The organism is Streptomyces sp. PsTaAH-137 (assembly GCF_003259365.1).
Taxonomy (GTDB): Bacteria; Actinomycetota; Actinomycetes; order Streptomycetales; family Streptomycetaceae; genus Streptomyces.
Genome location: NZ_QLLY01000023.1, coordinates 1 through 19,120 on the forward strand (window position 1 = coordinate 1; position 19,120 = coordinate 19,120).

The following is a 19,120-nucleotide window of genomic DNA, read 5'->3' on the forward strand; positions in this document are numbered from 1 at the left end:
CACGGCGCGAAGCTGCTGTACGCGTACTGCAACGCCACCGTGCCGCGGATCTCGCTGATTCTCCGCAAGGCGTACGGAGGTGCCTACATCGTCATGGACTCCCAGTCCATCGGCGCCGACCTCACCTACGCCTGGCCCACCAACGAGATCGCGGTCATGGGCGCCGAGGGCGCGGCCAACGTGATCTTCCGCCGCCAGATCGCCGAGGCCGAGGACTCCGAGGCCATGCGCCAGAAGATGGTCAAGGAGTACAAGGCCGAACTGATGCACCCGTACTACGCGGCCGAGCGCGGCCTGGTCGACGACGTCATCGACCCCGCCGAGACCCGCGAGGTGCTCATCAAGTCCCTGGCCATGCTGCGCACGAAACACGCCGACCTGCCGTCCCGCAAACACGGCAACCAGCCACAGTGAGAGGGCACTTGTCCCGATCAGTACGAGGAGAAGATCTCTGTGAAGAAGCTGCCGCCGACGGCCACGACGGTGCGGGTACGGATCGCGCTGGACGTGATCTGCGTGCACTCCTATCTCGGATACACCCGCTTCTCCCGCGCGGCGGACCGACTGCGCGCCGAGGGCCACCCCGTCCAGGTGGCGTTCCTGCCCTTCGAGCTCGCTCCGGGCGCGGGCACCGAGGGGCAGCCCCTGCTCCCCGTACTGGAGCGGACGTTCGGACCGCAAGCCGTGCGGCAGACGCTCCAACTCGCCGAGCAGGCGGGCGCGGACGGACTGGAACTGCGCTATGAGCGCGCCGTGGCCACCGGCACCTTCGAGGCACATCTGCTCATCGCCCGCGCCGCGCGGCAGGGCAGGGCCGAGCAGATGGTGGAGCGACTGTTTCGCGCCCACTTCACGGACGGACTGCACATCGGTGACCGCGCCACGCTCACCCGGCTCGCCGAGGAGGCCGGTGTCACGGCGGACGACTCCGGTTCGGGTCCCGCGGCACCGGCGTCGGCCGGCGAGACAGAGCGGCTGCGGGCCGAGATCGACCGCGTGCGGGGGCTCGGCGTCAGCGGTGTGCCGGTGTTCTTCATCGACGGGCTGCGGCCACTGACAGGGTCCCAGTCGGAGGCGACCCTGCTCGCGGCACTGCGCGAGGCGGTGACGAGCGCCTCGGACACCTGACCTGCGCGGCCGGAACCTCAATTCTGGTATCGAGGCAGGACAGATCCACGTCAAGCCCATGGTGACGCGTTCCGGGACCTGGTTGGCTCAACTTCATCCCCGGAACGCATCCGCCAATGCGGTGATCTGTCCATATCTCCGTACAGATAGGGCTTGACATGTTCTCCCGACGCAACTTTCTGGGCTCCGCGATAGCGGTGGCCGGTGCCACCGCGGGGTTCACCCCATTGCCCGCCGCCGCCCAGACCACCGTCAAGGTCGACCCGGAGGTGATCGTCAGGCCCGGTGACGCCCGCTACGCCGAACTCACGCACCGCGGCTACAACACCCGCTTCGCGGCGGCCCCGGACGAGATCTGGCTCGTGCACTGTGCCGCCCAGGTGGAGAAGGCCGTGAATCAGGCCGTCGCCAAACACCAGCGGATCACGGTGCGCAGTGGCGGTCACTGCTTCGAGAACCTGGTCGACGACCCCCAGTTCCGGCTTCTCGTCGACCTGTCCGAGATGAACGGAGTCACCTTCGACCCGGCGATGAACGCCTTCGCCGTCCAGGCCGGCGCCCGGCTGGGCGAGGTCTACAAGGCGCTGTACGAGGGCTGGGGTGTCACCGTCCCGGGCGGTGTGTGCCCCGAGGTGGGCGTCGGCGGCCATGTCTCCGGTGGTGGATACGGCCCGCTGTCCCGTCGCTTCGGCCTGGTCGTGGACCACCTGTACGCCATCGAGATCGTCGTGGCGGACAGCCGCGGCAGGGCTCGTACGATCGTCGCCACCCGGGAGGCGAACGACCCGCACCGGGAGCTGTGGTGGGCGCACACCGGCGGCGGGGGCGGCGGGTTCGGCATCGTGACGCGGTTCTGGTTCCGCAGTCCCGGCGCCACCGGCGGCCCCTCCTCGCTGCTGCCCAAGCCGCCCGCGCGGATGCGCGAGACCTTCGTGACGTGGCCCTGGGCGCAGCTCACCGAGGCGGCCTTCACGCGTCTGGTGATGAACCACAACGCCTGGCACGCCGCGAACAGCGCGCCGGGCTCCCCGTACCAGGTGCTCCACAGCTCTCTGCAGTTGCACTCGTCGCTCGCGCAGACGGTGCAACTGGAAATCCGCATGGACGCGACGTCGGCGAACACCGCCCGGTTGCACGACGACTACATCAGCGCGGTGAACGCGGGCGTCGGGGTGCAGCCGACGATCGACGTCAAGGAAGGCACCTGGCTGGAGATCGCCCTGGAGCCGACCGCCGACTCCGCCGGGTACTCGCGCCAGAAGTCCATGGGCGGCCATCTGCGCAAGCCGCTGACGTCCACTCAGATCGGCGCGATCTACCGCTCGTTGACCGACCCGACCCACAACGGTGTCGGCCTGGTGTATCTCGCGGCGTACGGCTGCCAGATCAACACCCTGCCGTCGTCGGCGAGGGCGATCGTGCAGCGGGACTCCGTCATCAAGCTCTGGTACTCCAACAACTGGGCCGTGCCGGCCGACGACGCGGTCGAGATCGAGTGGCTGCGCACGCTGCGCAAGAACGTCCACGGCGCGACCGGTGGCTTCCCGGTGCCCAACGACCAGCAGGACGGCGGCTACATCAACTATCCGGACGTCGACATGCGCGACCCGGCACAGAACACGTCCGGGGTGCCCTGGTACTCGCTCATCTGGAAGGACAACTACCCGAGGCTGCAGCGGGTGAAGAACACCTACGACCCCAAGAACGTCTTCCGGCACAGTCTTTCTCTGACCCCCTCCTGACGCACCGTTCAGGCGGCCGGTCCTCGCGCCGGAAGCGCACACCCCCTCTCGACGAACACCGCGCCGTACCCGCTCCCGGCGCGGCACGACAGCCCGGAGGCTCCATGACCAGCAGTAACCCCGCTGCCACCGATACCGCTCCAAGGCGGCGGGCACTGCCCGCGTGGCAGGCCGTGGCGGGGGCCGCCGTCCTCGCCACGGTCGTCAATCTGATCGTCCTGTACATCGGGGACGCGGCCGGCGCGTCGCTGGCCCTGAAGCTCAACGGCAAGTCCGACGACATCGGCGCCGGTGACGTGATCTTCATGTCGCTCGTCGCGCCGGCGATCGGCATCACGGCCGTCCTGCTCCTCGCGCGCTGGAAGCCGGTGCTGCTGCGGGTGGGCCAGGTCGTGAGCGGCGCGGTGGCGGCCCTCACCGCCATCGGTCCGCTCACTCTGGACACCGACGGCGGCACCGCCGCCACGCTGATCACGATGCATCTGTTCGTCGGCTGCGTCGCGGTGGCCGCGCTGGAGGTCGTCCGCCGCTCGCGCGTCTGACGCAGAGGATCCGTCAAACGGCCCTCCGGAACCCGACACGGGTTCCGGAGGGCCGTGCCACGTCTCAGGAAGAGGAACCGATGACAGCAGAGGAAGACACCGGGGCGGACGCCTCCCGGACGCAGGCCGCCACATCTTGGCGCATCATCAGCGGCGCCCCCACGGCCGAGGAGGTCGCCGCGGTCGCGGTTGCGCTCTCTGCCGTCCTCACCTCCCCGCGCGCCGTCTGGGCGACGCGAGGGACAGGCGCGGGCTCTCGTGGCAGGGCTCCGTGGCCGTTGTCCTCGGCCCGGCGCAGGACGGCCACGTCATGGGCCTCGGGTCCGCCGCCGGGATGGCGTGGCATGGCATGAACACGCCCCACCGAGAAATTCGTGGAATGGTCAACTGTCCCGTCGGTACGTCACGACGGGCCCGGACGGGGAGGAGCACCGGTCGCCTTTGACCGGGTGTCCCCGAATTCGCTCTCCGCTCCGGGATGCGCTCTGGCCGGTTTCGGCTCGAACGGCAGGGTGAATCCCCTGGAAGGGTCATTCGCCGCCCGGGACAACCCGGGGTGACGTCCCGGAGAATCAGGCGTGGCCCATGCGGAATCCGACGCCGCGGGCGGTGATGATCCAGCTGCTCGATCCCAGCTTGCTTCGTAAGCTGCTGACGTGTGTGTCGATGGTGCGGCCCGGCTCCGACCGGGAATCCCTCCAGACCTGCGCCATGATCTGTTTACGGGTGACGACACTGCCCGGACGCGAGGCGAGCAGATACAGCAGATCGAATTCTTTGCGTGTCACCTCTACGGGCCGACCGTCGAGGCTGATCTGCCGGGTGCCCGGGTTGATACCGAGCCGTCCGACGGTAATGGCCTCCGGGGCGGACACCGGTTGCCGCAGAGCCCGGCGCATGACGGCCTCGATCCGGGCGATCAGTTCGGCGAGGCTGTAGGGCTTGGTCACGTAGTCGTCCGAACCGGCGCGGAGACTCATCACCCGGTCCAGCTCCGAGTCACGCGCCGTGACGACGATGATCGGGACGTCGCAGACGGCCCGGATGCTGCGGCAGAGTTCGACGCCGTCGAGGTCAGGCAGGTCAAGGTCGACGAGGACGAGGTCGGCGCCCCGGTACTTCCGCAGGGCCTGCGCCCCGGTCGGCACGCTCTCCGCCTGGTATCCGTGCCGGGCCAGGTCGCGGACGAGCGCCTTGGCGACCCGAGGCTCGCTCTCGACCGCGAGCACACGCAGGGCCCTGCGTGCTCTCTTCTCCTCGGACCTGGACCCACCGGGGCCGGTGAGCTGTTGCGGAATGCGCGATTCTACAAGGGTTATGGTCTGATGCCCCATCCGAAAAACTCCCCCATATTCATCCGAAAAAACAGAGCGTTGCACCAATCCACAGAGAATACGATTCCCGTAGAGCGTACAGCCCGGGTGGTCAACCCGCAAAGATTCAACGACCGACGCCAGCGAATAACGGAAACCAACAATTGGGAAACACTGCCGATACAAAATGGGGTTCGCTCCCAATAAACTCCACAGAGATGAAGGCCGGCCACGCGCTCCGGGTTTCGGTCGATTTCCGCAGGCGACAACGCGCCCAACGGAACCAGCCTAACTGGACAGCCCGCCCCCTGTAGTCACATAAGACACTTTTGATACATCGTACACGGTGGCGCGTACTGCGTATACGTGTGTCTGGTCACCCCACCCGACCGGGGACCATACGTTCTCAGCCAAAAGGGCACCTTATCGAGTTGTTTTATGAGGAAGCAGAGATGAATCGGCCAGCGCACGGGCGGCGGGCGCAAAACCTGATCTTGACATCGTCCGAGGGAGAGGGAACGAGTACATGACCTCAGCAGATGCGGTGAGTCGTGCGGCGCCGGAAGGGAAGGAGGTCCGCCGGCTGGACCACGTGATCATCAGGTTCGCGGGAGACTCCGGGGACGGCATGCAGCTCGCCGGTGACCGATTCACAGCGGAGACCGCGTCGTTCGGCAACGACCTGTCGACGCTGCCCGACTTCCCGGCCGAGATCCGTGCCCCGGCCGGGACTCTGCCCGGGGTGTCGTCGTTCCAGTTGCACTTCGCGGACCACGACATCCTCACCCCCGGCGACGCTCCGGACGTGCTCGTGGCGATGAATCCGGCCGCGCTGAAGGCGAACGTCGACGACCTGCCGCACGGCGCGGAGATCATCGTCGACACGGACGAGTTCACCGGGCGGGCGTTACGCAAGGTCGGCTACGACGGTGATCCGCTCGCAGACGGATCACTGGACGGCTTCCACGTCCACCCGGTGCCGCTGACCACGCTGACGGTGGGAGCGCTCGCGGAGTTCGGCCTGTCCCGCAAAGAGGCGGAGCGCAGCAAGAACATGTTCGCGCTGGGCCTGCTGAGCTGGATGTACCACCGGCCCACGGAAGGCACGGAGGCCTTCCTGAAGCGGAAGTTCGCCAAGAAGCCGCACATCGCCGAGGCCAACATCGCCGCCCACCGAGCCGGCTGGAACTTCGGCGAGACGATCGAGGACTTCGCCGTCTCCTACGAGGTGGCCCCGGCCGCCACCGCCTTCCCCGTCGGCACCTACCGCAACATCTCCGGGAACCTGGCCCTGTCCTACGGCCTGATCGCCGCGTCCCGGCAGGCGGATCTGCCGCTCTACCTCGGCTCGTACCCGATCACCCCGGCCTCCGACATCCTGCACGAGCTGTCGAAGCACAAGAACTTCGGCGTGCGCACCTTCCAGGCGGAGGACGAGATCGCGGGCATCGGGGCAGCCCTGGGCGCGGCCTTCGGCGGCAGTCTCGCCGTCACGACGACCTCGGGGCCGGGCGTGGCGTTGAAGTCGGAGACGATCGGGCTCGCGGTCTCGCTCGAACTCCCCCTGCTCATCGTGGACATCCAGCGCGGCGGCCCCTCCACCGGCCTGCCCACCAAGACCGAGCAGGCCGATCTCCTCCAGGCCATGTACGGGCGCAACGGTGAGGCGCCGGTCCCGGTGATCGCACCCCGCACACCCGCCGACTGCTTCGACGCGGCCCTGGAGGCGGCGCGGATCGCGGTCACGTACCGCACTCCGGTCTTCCTGCTCTCGGACGGATACCTGGCCAACGGCTCCGAGCCGTGGCGCATCCCCGAGACCGGCGAACTACCGGACCTCCGCGTCCCGTTCGCGCAGGGTCCCAATCACACCCTGGACGACGGCAGGGAGGTGTTCTGGCCGTACAAGCGTGACCCGCACACCCTGGCCCGCCCGTGGGCCGTGCCCGGCACGCCCGGTCTGGAGCACCGGATCGGCGGGATCGAGAAGCAGGACGGCACGGGCAACATCTCCTACGACCCCGCCAATCACGACTTCATGGTCCGCACCCGGCAGGCCAGGATCGACGGCATCGACGTTCCCGACCTGGACGTCGACGACCCGCACGGCGCCCGGGCCCTGGTGCTGGGCTGGGGCTCCACCTACGGGCCCATCACGGCGGCGGTGCGCCTGCTGCGGGCAGCCGGGAAGCCGGTCGCGCAGGCCCACCTGCGCCATCTCAACCCGTTCCCGGCCGACCTCGGCGAGGTCCTCGCCCGGTACGAGCGGGTCATCGTGCCCGAGATGAACCTGGGGCAGTTGGCGACGCTGCTGCGCGCAAGGTACCTGTTCGACGTGCGGGCGCTCACCCAGGTCAACGGCATGCCGTTCAAGGCTGGACAACTGGCTCGTATGGTGGAGGAGGCGCTGCGTGAAGACTGAACTCGGACTCCGGGCGAAGGACTTCAAGTCGGACCAGGAAGTGCGCTGGTGCCCCGGCTGCGGCGACTACGCGATCCTCGCCGCCGTCCAGGGCTTCATGCCCGAACTCGGCCTGGCGAAGGAGAACATCGTCTTCGTCTCCGGCATCGGCTGCTCCTCGCGCTTCCCGTACTACATGAACACGTACGGGATGCACTCCATCCACGGCCGCGCCCCCGCCATCGCCACCGGACTCGCCTCCTCCCGAAGGGACCTGACCGTCTGGGTCGTCACCGGCGACGGCGACGCCCTCTCCATCGGCGGCAACCACCTCATCCACGCCCTGCGCCGCAACGTCAACCTCAAGATCCTCCTCTTCAACAACCGCATCTACGGACTCACCAAGGGCCAGTACTCCCCCACCTCCGAGGTCGGCAAGATCACCAAGTCGACCCCGATGGGCTCGCTCGACGCGCCCTTCAACCCGGTGTCCCTCGCCATCGGCGCCGAGGCGTCCTTCGTGGCCCGCACCGTGGACTCCGACCGCAAGCACCTCACCTCGGTACTGCGCGCGGCCGCCGACCACCAGGGCACGGCGCTCGTCGAGATCTACCAGAACTGCAACATCTTCAACGACGGCGCCTTCGAGGTGCTGAAGGACAAGCAACAGGCCGAGGAGGCGGTCATCCGGCTCGAACACGGGCAGCCGATCCGGTTCGGCGGCGGTCTGAGCAAGGGGGTGGTGCGTGACCGGGGCACCGGCGACCTGAAGGTGGTGGCCGTGACCCCCGAGAACGAAGCCGACGTCCTTGTCCACGACGCGCACTCCGCGTCCCCCACCGTGGCCTTCGCCCTCTCGCGGCTCGCGGACCCGGACACCCTGCACCACACCCCCATCGGCGTCCTGCGCAGCGTCGAACGACCCGTCTACGACACCCTGATGGCCGACCAGCTCGACGCCGCGATCGAGCGGCACGGCAAGGGCGACCTGGCGGCGCTGCTCGCGGGCGGCGACACGTGGACCGTCGTCGGCTGAAGGACGCCGGCGGCTCCCGCAGGGCCGGCGCCCCGGCCGAGGAGCCGGGCGTCGGCCCCGTGCGCGCGGCGTGGCTGCAATCGGGTCAAGTTCCGCAGAACGGATTCTTCTGGGCGGGGTTTCCGGGAACATGCAGCCGGGAGCCGTGGATTCGCGGCCTTGACCCTCTCCGTCTCGGGAGGCCCCATGAAGAAACTCGCAGGAGCCCTGTGCGGGATCGCCGCCCTGGCGGCAGCCGCGATCGTCACACCCGCCGCCGACGCCGCACCCGCTCGGGCGACGCCGCACGGCGGTCCGCACATCACCTGGAAGAAGTGCGGCACCACGGACCGGCCGACGTTGCAGTGCGGGTCGTTGAAGGTGCCGCTCGACCACGACAACTCCTACGGGCGGTGGATCAGCATCGCCCTGTCGCGGATTCCGCACACGGCGAAGACCTCGCAGGGTCCGCTCCTGGTCAATCCGGGCGGCCCCGGCGGCAGCGGGCTCTCGCTCGCCGGGTTCGTGGCGTCGAGCCTGCCGAAGAAGGTCGCCTCGCAGTACGACGTGATCGGGTTCGACCCGCGCGGGGTCGGCAAGAGCGAACCGGCGCTCGACTGCGACCCCGGCCACTTCGACCCGGTGCGGCCGTCGAGCGTGCCGACGACCCGGGCGATCGAGCGGACCAACACCGAGCGCGCGGCCGCCTTCGCCCGGGCCTGCGAGACCAAGTACCACGACCTGCTGCCGTACATCGACACGGTGAGCACCGTGAAGGACATGGACCTGATCCGGGCCGCCCTCGGCGCCCAGAAGATCAACTACTTCGGCTACTCGTACGGCACCTACCTGGGCGCGGTGTACGCGAAGTACTTCCCGGAGCGGGTGCGGCGGTTCGTCCTGGACTCGATCGTCGACCCCGAGGGGGCCTGGTACCGGGACAACATCGACCAGGACCTCGCCTTCAACGACCGCCACCGGGCCTTCATGGCGTGGGTCGCCAAGTACGACGCGACGTACAAGCTCGGCAAGGACCCGGCGAAGGTCGAGGCCAAGTGGTACGCGATGCGGGACGCCGTCACGAAGAAGCCGGTCGGCGGCACGGTCGGCGCGGGCGAGCTGGAGGACACGTTCCTGCCCGGCGGCTACTACAACGGCTACTGGCCGCATCTCGCCGAGGCGTTCTCCGCGTACGTGAACAAGAAGGACGCGGACGCGCTGGTCGGCGCGTACGAGAACTTCGGCGCGGTCGACGCCGCCGGTGACAACGGCTACAGCGTCTACACGGCCGTGCAGTGCCGGGACGCGGACTGGCCGCGCGACTGGCGTCAGTGGCACCGGGACAACGCCGCGGTGAACGCCAAGGCCCCGTTCTCCACCTGGAACAACGCCTGGTACAACGCGCCGTGCGCGTCCTGGCCGGTCCCGCCGCTGAAGCGGACCGACGTCGCCAACGACGCCCTGCCGCCGGTGCTGCTGTTCCAGGCGACGGACGACGCGGCGACCCCGTACGAGGGCGGTGCGCGGGTCCATCAACTGCTGCGCGGCTCCAGCCTGGTGGTGGAGCAGGGCGGCGGCAACCACGGGATCACGCTCAGCGGCAGCACCTGTCTGGACGGGTACCTGTCCGCGTACCTGGCGACCGGGAAGGTGCCGCGCGGCCACGGAACCGCCGACGCGGTGTGCCAGAAGCAGCCGGACCCGAAGCCGCTGGCGACCCGGGAGACCGCGGCTCCGGGCGCGACGAGCGGCGCGACGCTGCACCGGCTGCTGGGGATCCGGTAGCGGGAAGCGGAGGCGGTCTCTAGCCCTGGGGCAGCCGGGCCAGGGCCGCCTCCGCCGCCATCGCCAGCCTCGGGTGGGTGGCCGCCTCCTTGAGGACGTCGCGGGACCGGGGATCGGCCAGGCTGCCCAGGCCCTCCACGCAGGCCAGCGCGACCTTGCGGTACGGATCGTGCGGGGCGAGACGGCGGCGCAGGGTGGTGATCAGGGCCGGGGCGGACTCGGGGGCGCGCAGCTGGGTCAGCAGGCGGACCGGGTGCAGGGCGTAGGCCACCCGCAGCTCGTTCGTGGCGAGGGCCGCCGCGGCGCGGGCCGTGCGCGGGTCGCCGAGGACGGCGAGGGCGTGCGCGGCACCGGCGCAGCGCTCGGGATCACGGTGATTGAGCAGCAGGACGAGGGACTCGAAGGCGCGGCGGTCACCCGCTGTACCGAGCCGATGGGCCGCGAACTCACGCGCCCACAAGGGCTGTTCCGGCGCCGTGAGGACCGCGGCCAGCGCATCCAGGTCGTCTGTGGCGGCGAGCTGTTCGAAGGCGGGGGTTCCGCCGGATTCCTTCCGGATGCGCTCTGTCACCGTTCGCGACTCTTCGTCCATGCATTGAGGCTACGTCCCCCCGGGTCTGCGGCGACATAGATCACACGGACTCGTCAACGGCGAGGGCTGGCGCGCTCGTTACTCGCGGGTTAATCTCATGTGAGCGGGGCACACTTCCCGCAGCACGCCTCCCGGCGGCCTGGTGACGCAGCCGCCGTGAGTGTTCGTCGGTTCGGTACGACACGGCTTGGGACAGGGCCGGTCGGTTCCACCTCCGCACCGCGCGTGGCTCTTCGCGCGTGGTTCTCCTCACATGAGTCCGGGCATGCGCGTCGCCCGCTCATCTCCCGTACGCCGCACGCCCGTTGGCGCGGCCGCGTGCGCCCCTCGTCGTCACCCTCACTTCCTGGAGTCCCCGGATGGACGCTCCTCTGTCCCGTACCGCCCCTCTTGCGACGGTCGCCGTCGTCGGCCTCGGCACCATGGGCACCGGCATCGCCGAGGTCCTGGCCCGTGCCGGCCGCGAGGTCATCGGCATCGACATCAGCGAGGCCGCCACCGCGCAGGCCGTCGCCTCCCTGGAGGCCTCCACGGCGCGTGCGGTGCGCCGGGAGCACCTCACCGAGCAGGAGCGGGCCGACCTCCTCGCGCGGTTCCGCACGTTCACCGATCTGCAGGCCGCGGCCGACGCCGATCTCGTGATCGAGGTCGCCCCGGAGTCGTACGAGATCAAGCAGCAGATCTTCCGTGCGCTCGACACGATCGTGCGCCCCGAGACCATCCTGGCGACCGGGACCAACGCGCTGTCCGTGACCCGGCTGGCCGCCGACTCCGCGCGGCCCGAACGGGTCCTGGGCCTGCACTTCTTCAACCCGGCGCCCGCGATGAAGCTCGTCGAGATCGTCTCGTCCGTGCTGACCGCGCCGGCCGCCGTGGCCGCCGTCACCGACCTCGCCCTGGAACTGGGCAAGGAGCCGGTGGCCGTCGGCGACCGGCCGGGCTTCGTCGCCGACGGGCTGCTGTTCGGCTACCTCAACCAGGCCGCCGCGATGTACGAGGCCAAGTACGCCTCCCGCGAGGACATCGACGCCGCGATGCGGCTCGGCTGCGGGCTGCCGATGGGCCCGCTCGCCCTGCTCGACCTGATCGGCATCGACACCGCCCGGACCGTCCTCGACGCCATGTACGCCGAGTCCCGGGACCGGCTGCACGCCCCCGCGCCGATCCTCAAGCAGCTCAGCGAGGCCGGACTGACCGGGCGCAAGACGGGCCGCGGCTTCTACACGTACGAGGCGCCGGGCAGCTCCGTGGTGGTGCGGGACGCGCTGACGCCGCTGACCGACGCCGTCGCCGCGCCCTCCCGGACCGTCGAGTCCGTCGGCGTCGCGGGCTCGGGGACCATGGCCTCCGGCATCGCCGAGGTGTTCGCGAAGGCCGGGTACGCGGTCGTGCTCGCCGCCCGCAGCGAGGAGAAGGCCCAGGCGGCCAAGGCCCGGATCGGCAAGTCCCTGAAACGCTCTGTCGACAAGGGCCGGATGACGGCCGAGGCGGCCGACGCGACGCTGGCCCTGATCACCCCGGCCGGTTCCTACGACGCCTTCGCCGATGTCGACCTCGCGCTCGAGGCCGTCGCGGAGGACCTGGAGATCAAGCAGCAGCTGTTCACCACGTTCGACAAGGTGTGCAAGCCGGGCGCGATCCTGGCGACGACCACCTCCTCGCTGCCGGTGGTCGCGTGCGCCCGGGCCACCTCGCGGCCGCAGGACGTGATCGGGATGCACTTCTTCAACCCGGCGCCGGCGATGAAGCTCGTCGAGGTCGTGCGGACCGTGCTGACGGCCGAGGACGTGCACGCGACCGTCCGCGATCTGACCCTGAAGGTGCGCAAGCACCCCGTGGACTGCGGGGACCGCGCCGGGTTCATCGTGAACGCTTTGCTGTTCCCGTACCTGAACAACGCGGTCAAGATGGTGCAGGAGCACTACGCGTCGCTGGACGACATCGACGCCGCGATGAAGCTCGGCGGCGGATACCCGATGGGCCCGTTCGAACTCCTCGACGTGGTCGGCCTGGACGTCTCCCTCGCCATCGAGAAGGTGCTGCACCGCGAGTTCCGCGACCCGGGTCTCGCGCCCGCGCCGCTGCTGGAGCACCTGGTGGCCGCGGGCTGCCTCGGCCGCAAGACCGGCCGTGGCTTCCGCGAATATGCCCGGCGCTGAGCCGGACGCGGAGTCGGGGGCCGGTTGGGGCGGGCTGCTCGGAGCATCGGGCGGCCCGTCAACCGGGGAGCGACTTGGAACGTACATGCAGTACGTTCGGGGCATGACGCCCGCTGCCAAGGCCGACCGGTCCTCCCGCACATCCGCCACAAGCGCCGTTGCCGGCGGTTCGGAGGCTCCGGAGAGCGCGGCGAGCAGCCGGGCCGCCGCGCAGCGGCTCAAGATGCGCCGCGAGCTGGCGGCCGCGGCGATGGAGCTCTTCGCCACCAAGGGGTACGAGGCGACGACGGTCGACGAGATCGCGGCGGCGGCCGGGGTCGCGCGCCGTACCTTCTTCCGGCACTTCCGCTCCAAGGAAGAAGCCATCTTCCCGGACCACGACGACACCCTGGTGCGCGCCGAGGCCGTGCTGAACGCGGCGCCGCCGCACGAGCATCCGCTGGACACGGTGTGCCGCGGCATCAAGGAAGTCATGAAGATGTACGCGTCGTCGCCGACGGTGGCCGTCGAGCGGTACCGGCTGACCCGTGAGGTGCCGACGCTGCGCGAGGCCGAGATCGCGTCGGTCGCGCGCTACGAGCGGCTCTTCACGCGCTATCTCCTCGGGCACTTCGACGAGGAGGCGCACCACGACGGCAACGACGACCCGCTGCTCGCCGAGGTCGCCGCGTCCGCCGTCGTGACCGCCCACAATCATGTGCTGCGGCGCTGGCTGCGGGCCGGTGGGCAGGGCGATGTGGAGACGCAGCTGGACCATGCCTTCGCCATCGTGCGGCGCACTTTCGGTACGGGCATCGGCGCCGGCCGCACTCCCGCCGCCGCGGCGCCGGCCGCGCAGGTGTCGCACTCCGGTGAGGTGCTGGTGACGGTGGCCCGCGTGGACGCTCCGCTCCCCGAAATCATGCGCACCATCGAACAGGCCCTCGGCGACCGCTAGCCGATTCGCCACCCGCGGCCCGGTGGCCGCTTCTCGCGCAGTTCCCCGCGCCCCTGAAACGAGCTCCGCTCGTCCAGGGGAAGGCTGCGCGAAGCGCATGCCTCAGGGGCGCGGGGAACTGCGCGACCAGCCCCCACCGGCCCGCACATCGACACGAGACCCCAGGCGTCTGACATGGCACGCAGTGCCACGTCAGACGCCTTTTTTCATGCCCGGGCACACCCACCACCCCACCCAGTGATCGATCATCGATCCCCCGGACCTGCGAGAACCCCACCCTGACCTGGAATGATCGATCATCGCTCGCCTGAAGCGTAAAGATTTCATCTGAGCGAAACCAATGGCACGCAGTGCCTTGCCAGCTGTCACGGTGTGCCATACGTTGAAGGAGTCCGGGCGGCCGGCGGACGGAGAACTTCCGGAAGCCGACTGTCCCCGCGAGCCACGGCCCGCGCGCCCGGACGCCTGCGTCACAGGCACCCTTCCGCGCCACACCAAGCGCTGCCGGAGCACCACCCCGCCGAACCGACGGCACACCCCTCATCAGCACCACCGCAGCCCCAGTACAGCCACACCCCGACCAGCGTTCCCTCAACGCTCTTCGCCGGAGGCAACACCGTGAAGGACATCCTGGACGCGATTCAGTCGCAGACCGCCACGTCTGCCGACTTCGCCGCTCTGCCGATCCCCGACTCGTACCGCGCGATCACCGTGCACAAGGACGAGACGGAGATGTTCGAAGGACTCACCACGCGCGAGAAGGACCCGCGCAAGTCGATCCACCTGGACGAGGTCCCGGTGCCCGAACTCGGTCCGGGCGAGGCGCTCGTCGCCGTGATGGCCTCCTCCGTGAACTACAACTCGGTGTGGACCTCGATCTTCGAGCCGCTCTCCACCTTCGGGTTCCTGGAGCGCTACGGCCGCACGAACGACCTGGCCAAGCGCCACGACCTGCCGTACCACATCATCGGCTCCGACCTCGCGGGCGTCGTCCTGCGCACCGGCCCGGGCGTCAACGCCTGGCGGCCCGGCGACGAGGTCGTCGCGCACTGCCTCAGCGTCGAGCTGGAGTCGAGCGACGGCCACAACGACACGATGCTCGACCCCGAGCAGCGCATCTGGGGCTTCGAGACCAACTTCGGCGGCCTCGCCGAGATCGCGCTCGTCAAGTCCAACCAGCTGATGCCGAAGCCGGACCACCTGAGCTGGGAGGAGGCCGCCGCGCCCGGTCTGGTCAACTCGACCGCGTACCGCCAGCTGGTCTCCCGCAACGGCGCCGGCATGAAGCAGGGCGACAACGTCCTGATCTGGGGCGCGAGCGGCGGGCTCGGCAGCTACGCCACGCAGTTCGCCCTGGCCGGCGGCGCCAACCCGATCTGTGTCGTCTCCAGCGACCAGAAGGCCGACATCTGCCGCTCGATGGGCGCCGAGGCGATCATCGACCGCAGCGCCGAGGGGTACAAGTTCTGGAAGGACGAGCAGACCCAGGACCCCAAGGAGTGGAAGCGCTTCGGCAAGCGCATCCGCGACCTGACCGGCGGCGAGGACATCGACATCGTCTTCGAGCACCCGGGCCGCGAGACCTTCGGCGCCTCGGTCTTCGTCACGCGCAAGGGCGGCACCATCACCACCTGCGCCTCCACCTCGGGCTACATGCACGAGTACGACAACCGCTACCTGTGGATGTCGCTGAAGCGGATCATCGGCTCGCACTTCGCCAACTACCGCGAGGCGTGGGAGGCCAACCGCCTGATCGCCAAGGGCAAGATCCACCCGACCCTGTCGAAGGTGTACTCGCTGGAGGACACCGGCCAGGCCGCCCACGACGTGCACCGCAACGCCCACCAGGGCAAGGTCGGCGTCCTCGCGCTCGCCCCCGAGGAGGGCCTGGGCGTGCGCGACCACGAGAAGCGCGCCCAGCACATCGACGCCATCAACCGCTTCCGCAACGTCTGATCTCACGGAGGTTCACCGGCTCATGACTGAGCGTCAGAAGGACCGGCCGTGGCTGATGCGCACCTATGCCGGTCACTCCACGGCCGAGGCGTCCAACGAGCTGTACCGCCGCAACCTCGCCAAGGGCCAGACGGGTCTGTCGGTCGCGTTCGACCTGCCGACCCAGACCGGGTACGACCCCGACCACATCCTCGCCCGCGGCGAGGTCGGCCGGGTCGGCGTCCCGGTGTCCCACCTCGGTGACATGCGGCGCCTGTTCCAGGACATCCCCCTGGAGCAGATGAACACCTCGATGACCATCAACGCCACGGCCATGTGGCTTCTGGCGCTCTACCAGGTCGTCGCCGAGGAGCAGGGCGTGGACATCGCCACGCTCCAGGGCACCACGCAGAACGACATCGTCAAGGAGTACCTGTCGCGGGGGACGCACGTCTTCCCGCCGGGTCCCTCCCTGCGCCTGACGACCGACATGATCGCCTACACGGTGTCGAACATCCCCAAGTGGAACCCGATCAACATCTGCTCGTACCACCTTCAGGAGGCGGGGGCCACACCGGTCCAGGAGATCGCGTACGCGATGTCCACCGCCATCGCCGTTCTCGATGCCGTACGCGACTCAGGGCAGGTCCCCGCCGAGAAGTTCGGGGACGTCGTGGCCCGCATCTCCTTCTTCGTGAACGCGGGAGTCCGCTTCATCGAGGAGATGTGCAAGATGCGGGCGTTCGGGCGGATCTGGGACAGGATCACGCGCGAGCGCTACGGCATCGAGAACGCGAAGCAGCGCCGCTTCCGTTACGGGGTGCAGGTCAACTCGCTGGGCCTGACCGAGGCGCAGCCGGAGAACAACGTCCAGCGGATCGTCCTGGAGATGCTGGCCGTGACGCTCTCGAAGGACGCGCGCGCCCGCGCCGTCCAGCTCCCGGCCTGGAACGAGGCCCTGGGCCTCCCCCGGCCCTGGGACCAGCAGTGGTCGCTGCGCATCCAGCAGGTCCTGGCGCACGAGAGCGACCTGCTGGAGTACGAGGACATCTTCGCGGGCTCGCACGTCATCGAGAAGAAGGTCGACGAGCTGGTCGCCGAGTCCTTCGCCGAGATCGACCGGATCCAGGAGATGGGCGGCGCGATGGCCGCCGTCGAGTCGGGCTATCTGAAGTCCCAGCTGGTCTCCTCGCACGCCGAGCGCAGGGCGCGGATCGAGGCCGGCGAGGAGAAGATCATCGGTGTGAACTGCTACGAGGGCACCGAGCCGAACCCGCTCACCGCCGACCTGGACACCGCGATCATGACGGTGGACCACGGGGTCGAGGCGGGCGTGATCGCGGCCATCGAGGAGTGGCGCACCACCCGTCAGGAGTCGACGGACCGCCAGGGCATGGGCGACCCGTTCCACTACCCGACCACGCAGCAGGCCCTGGACCGTCTCAAGGAGGCCGCCGAGGGTACGGAGAACCTCATGGAGGCCACGCTCGAATGCGCCCGCGCCGGGGTCACGACCGGCGAGTGGGCCGGGGCGCTGCGCGAGGTCTTCGGCGAGTTCCGGGCGCCCACGGGCGTCTCCTCGGCGCCGGTCGCGGTGACCGCGGAGGAGGGCACCCCGCTCGCCCTGGTCCGCGAGAAGGTCCGCCGCACCGGGGACGAGCTGGGCGGCAAGCTCCGCCTCCTCGTCGGCAAGCCGGGCCTGGACGGCCACTCCAACGGCGCCGAGCAGATCGCCGTCCGGGCCCGCGACGCCGGGTTCGAGGTGGTCTACCAGGGCATCCGTCTCACCCCCGACCAGATCGTGTCCGCCGCGCTCGCCGAGGACGTGCACTGCGTCGGCCTGTCGATCCTCTCCGGGTCGCACGCCGAGCTGGTGCCCGACGTCCTCGACCGGCTGCGCGAGGCGGGCGCCACCGACATCCCCGTGATCGTCGGCGGCATCATTCCGAACGCCGACGCCGAGGAGCTGAAGCGGGCGGGTGTCGCCGCCGTCTTCACCCCCAAGGACTTCGGCATCACGGAGATCATCGGCCGTATCGTCGACGAGATCCGGAAAGCGAACCACCTCGACCCGTTGGAGGTCCCCGCATGACCAGCCCCGTCAACCGTCTCCGCCCGCGCCGCTCCTGTCTCGCGGTGCCGGGAAGCAACCCCCGCTTCCTGGAGAAGGCCCAGGGTCTGCCGGCCGACCAGGTCTTCCTCGACCTGGAGGACGCCTGCGCCCCGCTCGCCAAGCCGGAGGCGCGGCACACCATCGTCAAGTTCCTGAACGAGGGCGACTGGACGGGCAAGACGCGCGTCGTGCGGGTCAACGACTGGACGACCGAGTGGACCTACCGCGACGTCGTGACCGTCGTGGAGGGCGCGGGCCCGAACCTCGACTGCATCATGCTGCCGAAGGTCCAGACGGCCGACCAGGTGGTGGCCCTCGACCTGCTGCTCACGCAGATCGAGAAGACGATGGGCTTCGAGGTCGGCAAGATCGGCATCGAGGCGCAGATCGAGAACGCCCGGGGTCTCAACAACGTCAACGCGATCGCGGAGGCCTCCCCGCGCGTCGAGACGATCATCTTCGGCCCGGCCGACTTCATGGCGTCCATCAACATGAAGTCCCTGGTCGTCGGCGAGCAGCCGCCCGGCTACGGCGCCGACGCCTACCACTACATCCTGATGAAGATCCTGATGGCGGCCCGTGCCAACGACCTCCAGGCGATCGACGGCCCGTACCTCCAGATCCGCAACGTGGACGGCTACCGCGAGGTCGCCCAGCGCGCCGCGGCCCTCGGTTTCGACGGCAAGTGGGTGCTGCACCCGGGCCAGGTCGAGGCGTCGAACGAGATCTTCTCGCCGTCCCAGGAGGACTTCGACCACGCCGAGCTGATCCTGGACGCGTACGACTACTACACGTCCGAGGCGGGCGGCAAGAAGGGCTCGGCGATGCTCGGCGACGAGATGATCGACGAGGCCAGCCGGAAGATGGCGCTGGTCATCTCCGGGAAGGGACGCGCGGCCGGCATGCGGCGCACGTCGAAGTTCGAAGCCCCGGAGGCGTGACGACCATGCAATTCGGCCGCACCTACGAAGAGTTCACCGTCGGGGACGTCTACAAGCACTGGCCCGGGAAGACGGTCACGGAGTACGACGACCACCTCTTCTGCCTGCTGACGATGAACCACCACCCGCTCCACCTGGACAGCAACTACGCCGAGAGCACGACGGACTTCGGCAAGAACGTCGTCGTGGGCAACTACATCTACTCGCTGCTCCTCGGCATGTCCGTGCCGGACGTCTCCGGCAAGGCGATCGCCAACCTGGAGATCGAGTCGCTGAAGCACGTGGCGCCGACCTTCCACGGCGACACCATCTACGGCGAGACGACGGTCCTCGACAAGACCCCGTCGCGGTCCAAGAGCGACCGCGGGATCGTCCACGTGGAGACCAAGGGCTACAAGCAGGACGGCACGCTCGTCTGCGTGTTCCGCCGCAAGGTGATGGTGCCCACCGAGACGTACATCAAGGAGCGCGGCGGCGAGCAGCCCGGCCGCCCGGAACTTCGGGAGAGCAAGTAACC

At 69.3% G+C, this 19,120-nt stretch carries 15 protein-coding genes; 13 read left to right on the top strand and 2 right to left on the bottom strand.

Annotated elements, in window-relative coordinates:
* The 4 genes from K377_RS35450 to K377_RS35465 all read left to right on the top strand — a co-directional run.
* The coding region (locus K377_RS35450; protein WP_272920600.1) for a carboxyl transferase domain-containing protein at window positions 1-414 on the top strand (414 nt) is incomplete at its 5' end.
* A 39-nt stretch (window positions 415-453) separates the two neighbouring features.
* Complete coding sequence (locus K377_RS35455; protein ID WP_202455233.1) at window positions 454-1,128, top strand: DsbA family protein; 675 nt, start codon at window positions 454-456, stop codon at window positions 1,126-1,128.
* 158 nt (window positions 1,129-1,286) lie between these two features.
* The gene (locus tag K377_RS35460; RefSeq protein WP_111667742.1) at window positions 1,287-2,870 is read left to right on the top strand and encodes an FAD-binding oxidoreductase; all 1,584 of its coding nucleotides are present in this window, start codon (window positions 1,287-1,289) and stop codon (window positions 2,868-2,870) included.
* A gap of 104 nt (window positions 2,871-2,974) precedes the next feature.
* Window positions 2,975-3,412 carry a DUF6069 family protein gene (locus K377_RS35465; protein ID WP_146614817.1) on the top strand — a complete coding sequence of 146 codons (438 nt, stop codon included), beginning with the start codon at window positions 2,975-2,977 and terminating at the stop codon, window positions 3,410-3,412.
* A 572-nt stretch (window positions 3,413-3,984) separates the two neighbouring features.
* On the opposite strand, the gene K377_RS35475 is transcribed toward K377_RS35465, so the two are convergent.
* Window positions 3,985-4,641, bottom strand: a complete 657-nt coding sequence (locus tag K377_RS35475; protein ID WP_309252260.1) for a response regulator transcription factor — start codon at window positions 4,639-4,641, stop codon at window positions 3,985-3,987.
* A gap of 610 nt (window positions 4,642-5,251) precedes the next feature.
* Here K377_RS35475 and K377_RS35480 point away from each other — a divergent pair.
* The 3 genes from K377_RS35480 to K377_RS35490 all read left to right on the top strand — a co-directional run bounded on the left by K377_RS35480 (window position 5,252) and on the right by K377_RS35490 (window position 9,926).
* On the top strand, window positions 5,252-7,147 hold the full coding sequence (locus K377_RS35480; RefSeq protein WP_111667746.1) for a 2-oxoacid:acceptor oxidoreductase subunit alpha: 1,896 nt from the start codon (window positions 5,252-5,254) through the stop codon (window positions 7,145-7,147).
* Window positions 7,137-8,162 carry a 2-oxoacid:ferredoxin oxidoreductase subunit beta gene (locus K377_RS35485; RefSeq protein ID WP_111667747.1) on the top strand — a complete coding sequence of 342 codons (1,026 nt, stop codon included), beginning with the start codon at window positions 7,137-7,139 and terminating at the stop codon, window positions 8,160-8,162. Before K377_RS35480 ends, K377_RS35485 begins: the two co-directional genes overlap by 11 nt.
* 186 nt (window positions 8,163-8,348) lie before the next feature.
* The gene (locus tag K377_RS35490) at window positions 8,349-9,926 is read left to right on the top strand and encodes an alpha/beta hydrolase (protein WP_111667748.1); all 1,578 of its coding nucleotides are present in this window, start codon (window positions 8,349-8,351) and stop codon (window positions 9,924-9,926) included.
* Between the two features lie 19 nt (window positions 9,927-9,945).
* Here the strand turns inward: K377_RS35490 and K377_RS35495 are convergent, their stop codons facing one another.
* Window positions 9,946-10,518, bottom strand: a complete 573-nt coding sequence (locus tag K377_RS35495; protein WP_111667749.1) for an adenylosuccinate lyase — start codon at window positions 10,516-10,518, stop codon at window positions 9,946-9,948.
* Between the two features lie 359 nt (window positions 10,519-10,877).
* On the opposite strand from K377_RS35495, the gene K377_RS35500 reads away from it, so the two are divergent.
* From K377_RS35500 to K377_RS35530, 6 genes are all read left to right on the top strand, one after another.
* Complete coding sequence (locus K377_RS35500; RefSeq protein ID WP_111667750.1) at window positions 10,878-12,677, top strand: 3-hydroxyacyl-CoA dehydrogenase family protein; 1,800 nt, start codon at window positions 10,878-10,880, stop codon at window positions 12,675-12,677.
* Between the two features lie 85 nt (window positions 12,678-12,762).
* Window positions 12,763-13,614: a TetR family transcriptional regulator gene (locus tag K377_RS35505; protein ID WP_111667751.1), complete on the top strand. Its 852-nt coding sequence runs from the start codon at window positions 12,763-12,765 to the stop codon at window positions 13,612-13,614.
* Window positions 13,615-14,232: 618 nt separating this feature from the next.
* A complete protein-coding gene (gene ccrA, locus K377_RS35515; protein ID WP_111667752.1) occupies window positions 14,233-15,570 on the top strand; it encodes a crotonyl-CoA carboxylase/reductase in 1,338 nt (445 codons plus the stop codon).
* Window positions 15,571-15,592: 22 nt separating this feature from the next.
* Window positions 15,593-17,641, top strand: a complete 2,049-nt coding sequence (locus K377_RS35520) for a protein meaA (protein ID WP_111667753.1) — start codon at window positions 15,593-15,595, stop codon at window positions 17,639-17,641.
* Window positions 17,638-18,603 carry a CoA ester lyase gene (locus K377_RS35525; protein WP_111667754.1) on the top strand — a complete coding sequence of 322 codons (966 nt, stop codon included), beginning with the start codon at window positions 17,638-17,640 and terminating at the stop codon, window positions 18,601-18,603. Before K377_RS35520 ends, K377_RS35525 begins: the two co-directional genes overlap by 4 nt.
* 5 nt (window positions 18,604-18,608) lie before the next feature.
* Window positions 18,609-19,118 (top strand): MaoC family dehydratase, encoded by a 510-nt coding sequence (locus K377_RS35530; RefSeq protein ID WP_111667835.1) that lies wholly within the window; start codon window positions 18,609-18,611, stop codon window positions 19,116-19,118.
* The last annotated feature ends 2 nt before the right edge of the window (window positions 19,119-19,120 follow it).

Coding starts and splice junctions, on each gene's coding strand:
- K377_RS35490 (WP_111667748.1), top strand. CDS start 8,349: ATGAAGAAACTCGCAGGAGCCCTGTGCGGGATCGCCGCCCTGGCGGCA.
- K377_RS35520 (WP_111667753.1), top strand. CDS start 15,593: ATGACTGAGCGTCAGAAGGACCGGCCGTGGCTGATGCGCACCTATGCC.
- K377_RS35495 (WP_111667749.1), bottom strand. CDS start 10,518: ATGGACGAAGAGTCGCGAACGGTGACAGAGCGCATCCGGAAGGAATCC.
- K377_RS35480 (WP_111667746.1), top strand. CDS start 5,252: ATGACCTCAGCAGATGCGGTGAGTCGTGCGGCGCCGGAAGGGAAGGAG.
- K377_RS35460 (WP_111667742.1), top strand. CDS start 1,287: ATGTTCTCCCGACGCAACTTTCTGGGCTCCGCGATAGCGGTGGCCGGT.
- K377_RS35525 (WP_111667754.1), top strand. CDS start 17,638: ATGACCAGCCCCGTCAACCGTCTCCGCCCGCGCCGCTCCTGTCTCGCG.
- K377_RS35465 (WP_146614817.1), top strand. CDS start 2,975: ATGACCAGCAGTAACCCCGCTGCCACCGATACCGCTCCAAGGCGGCGG.
- K377_RS35505 (WP_111667751.1), top strand. CDS start 12,763: ATGCAGTACGTTCGGGGCATGACGCCCGCTGCCAAGGCCGACCGGTCC.
- K377_RS35530 (WP_111667835.1), top strand. CDS start 18,609: ATGCAATTCGGCCGCACCTACGAAGAGTTCACCGTCGGGGACGTCTAC.
- K377_RS35500 (WP_111667750.1), top strand. CDS start 10,878: ATGGACGCTCCTCTGTCCCGTACCGCCCCTCTTGCGACGGTCGCCGTC.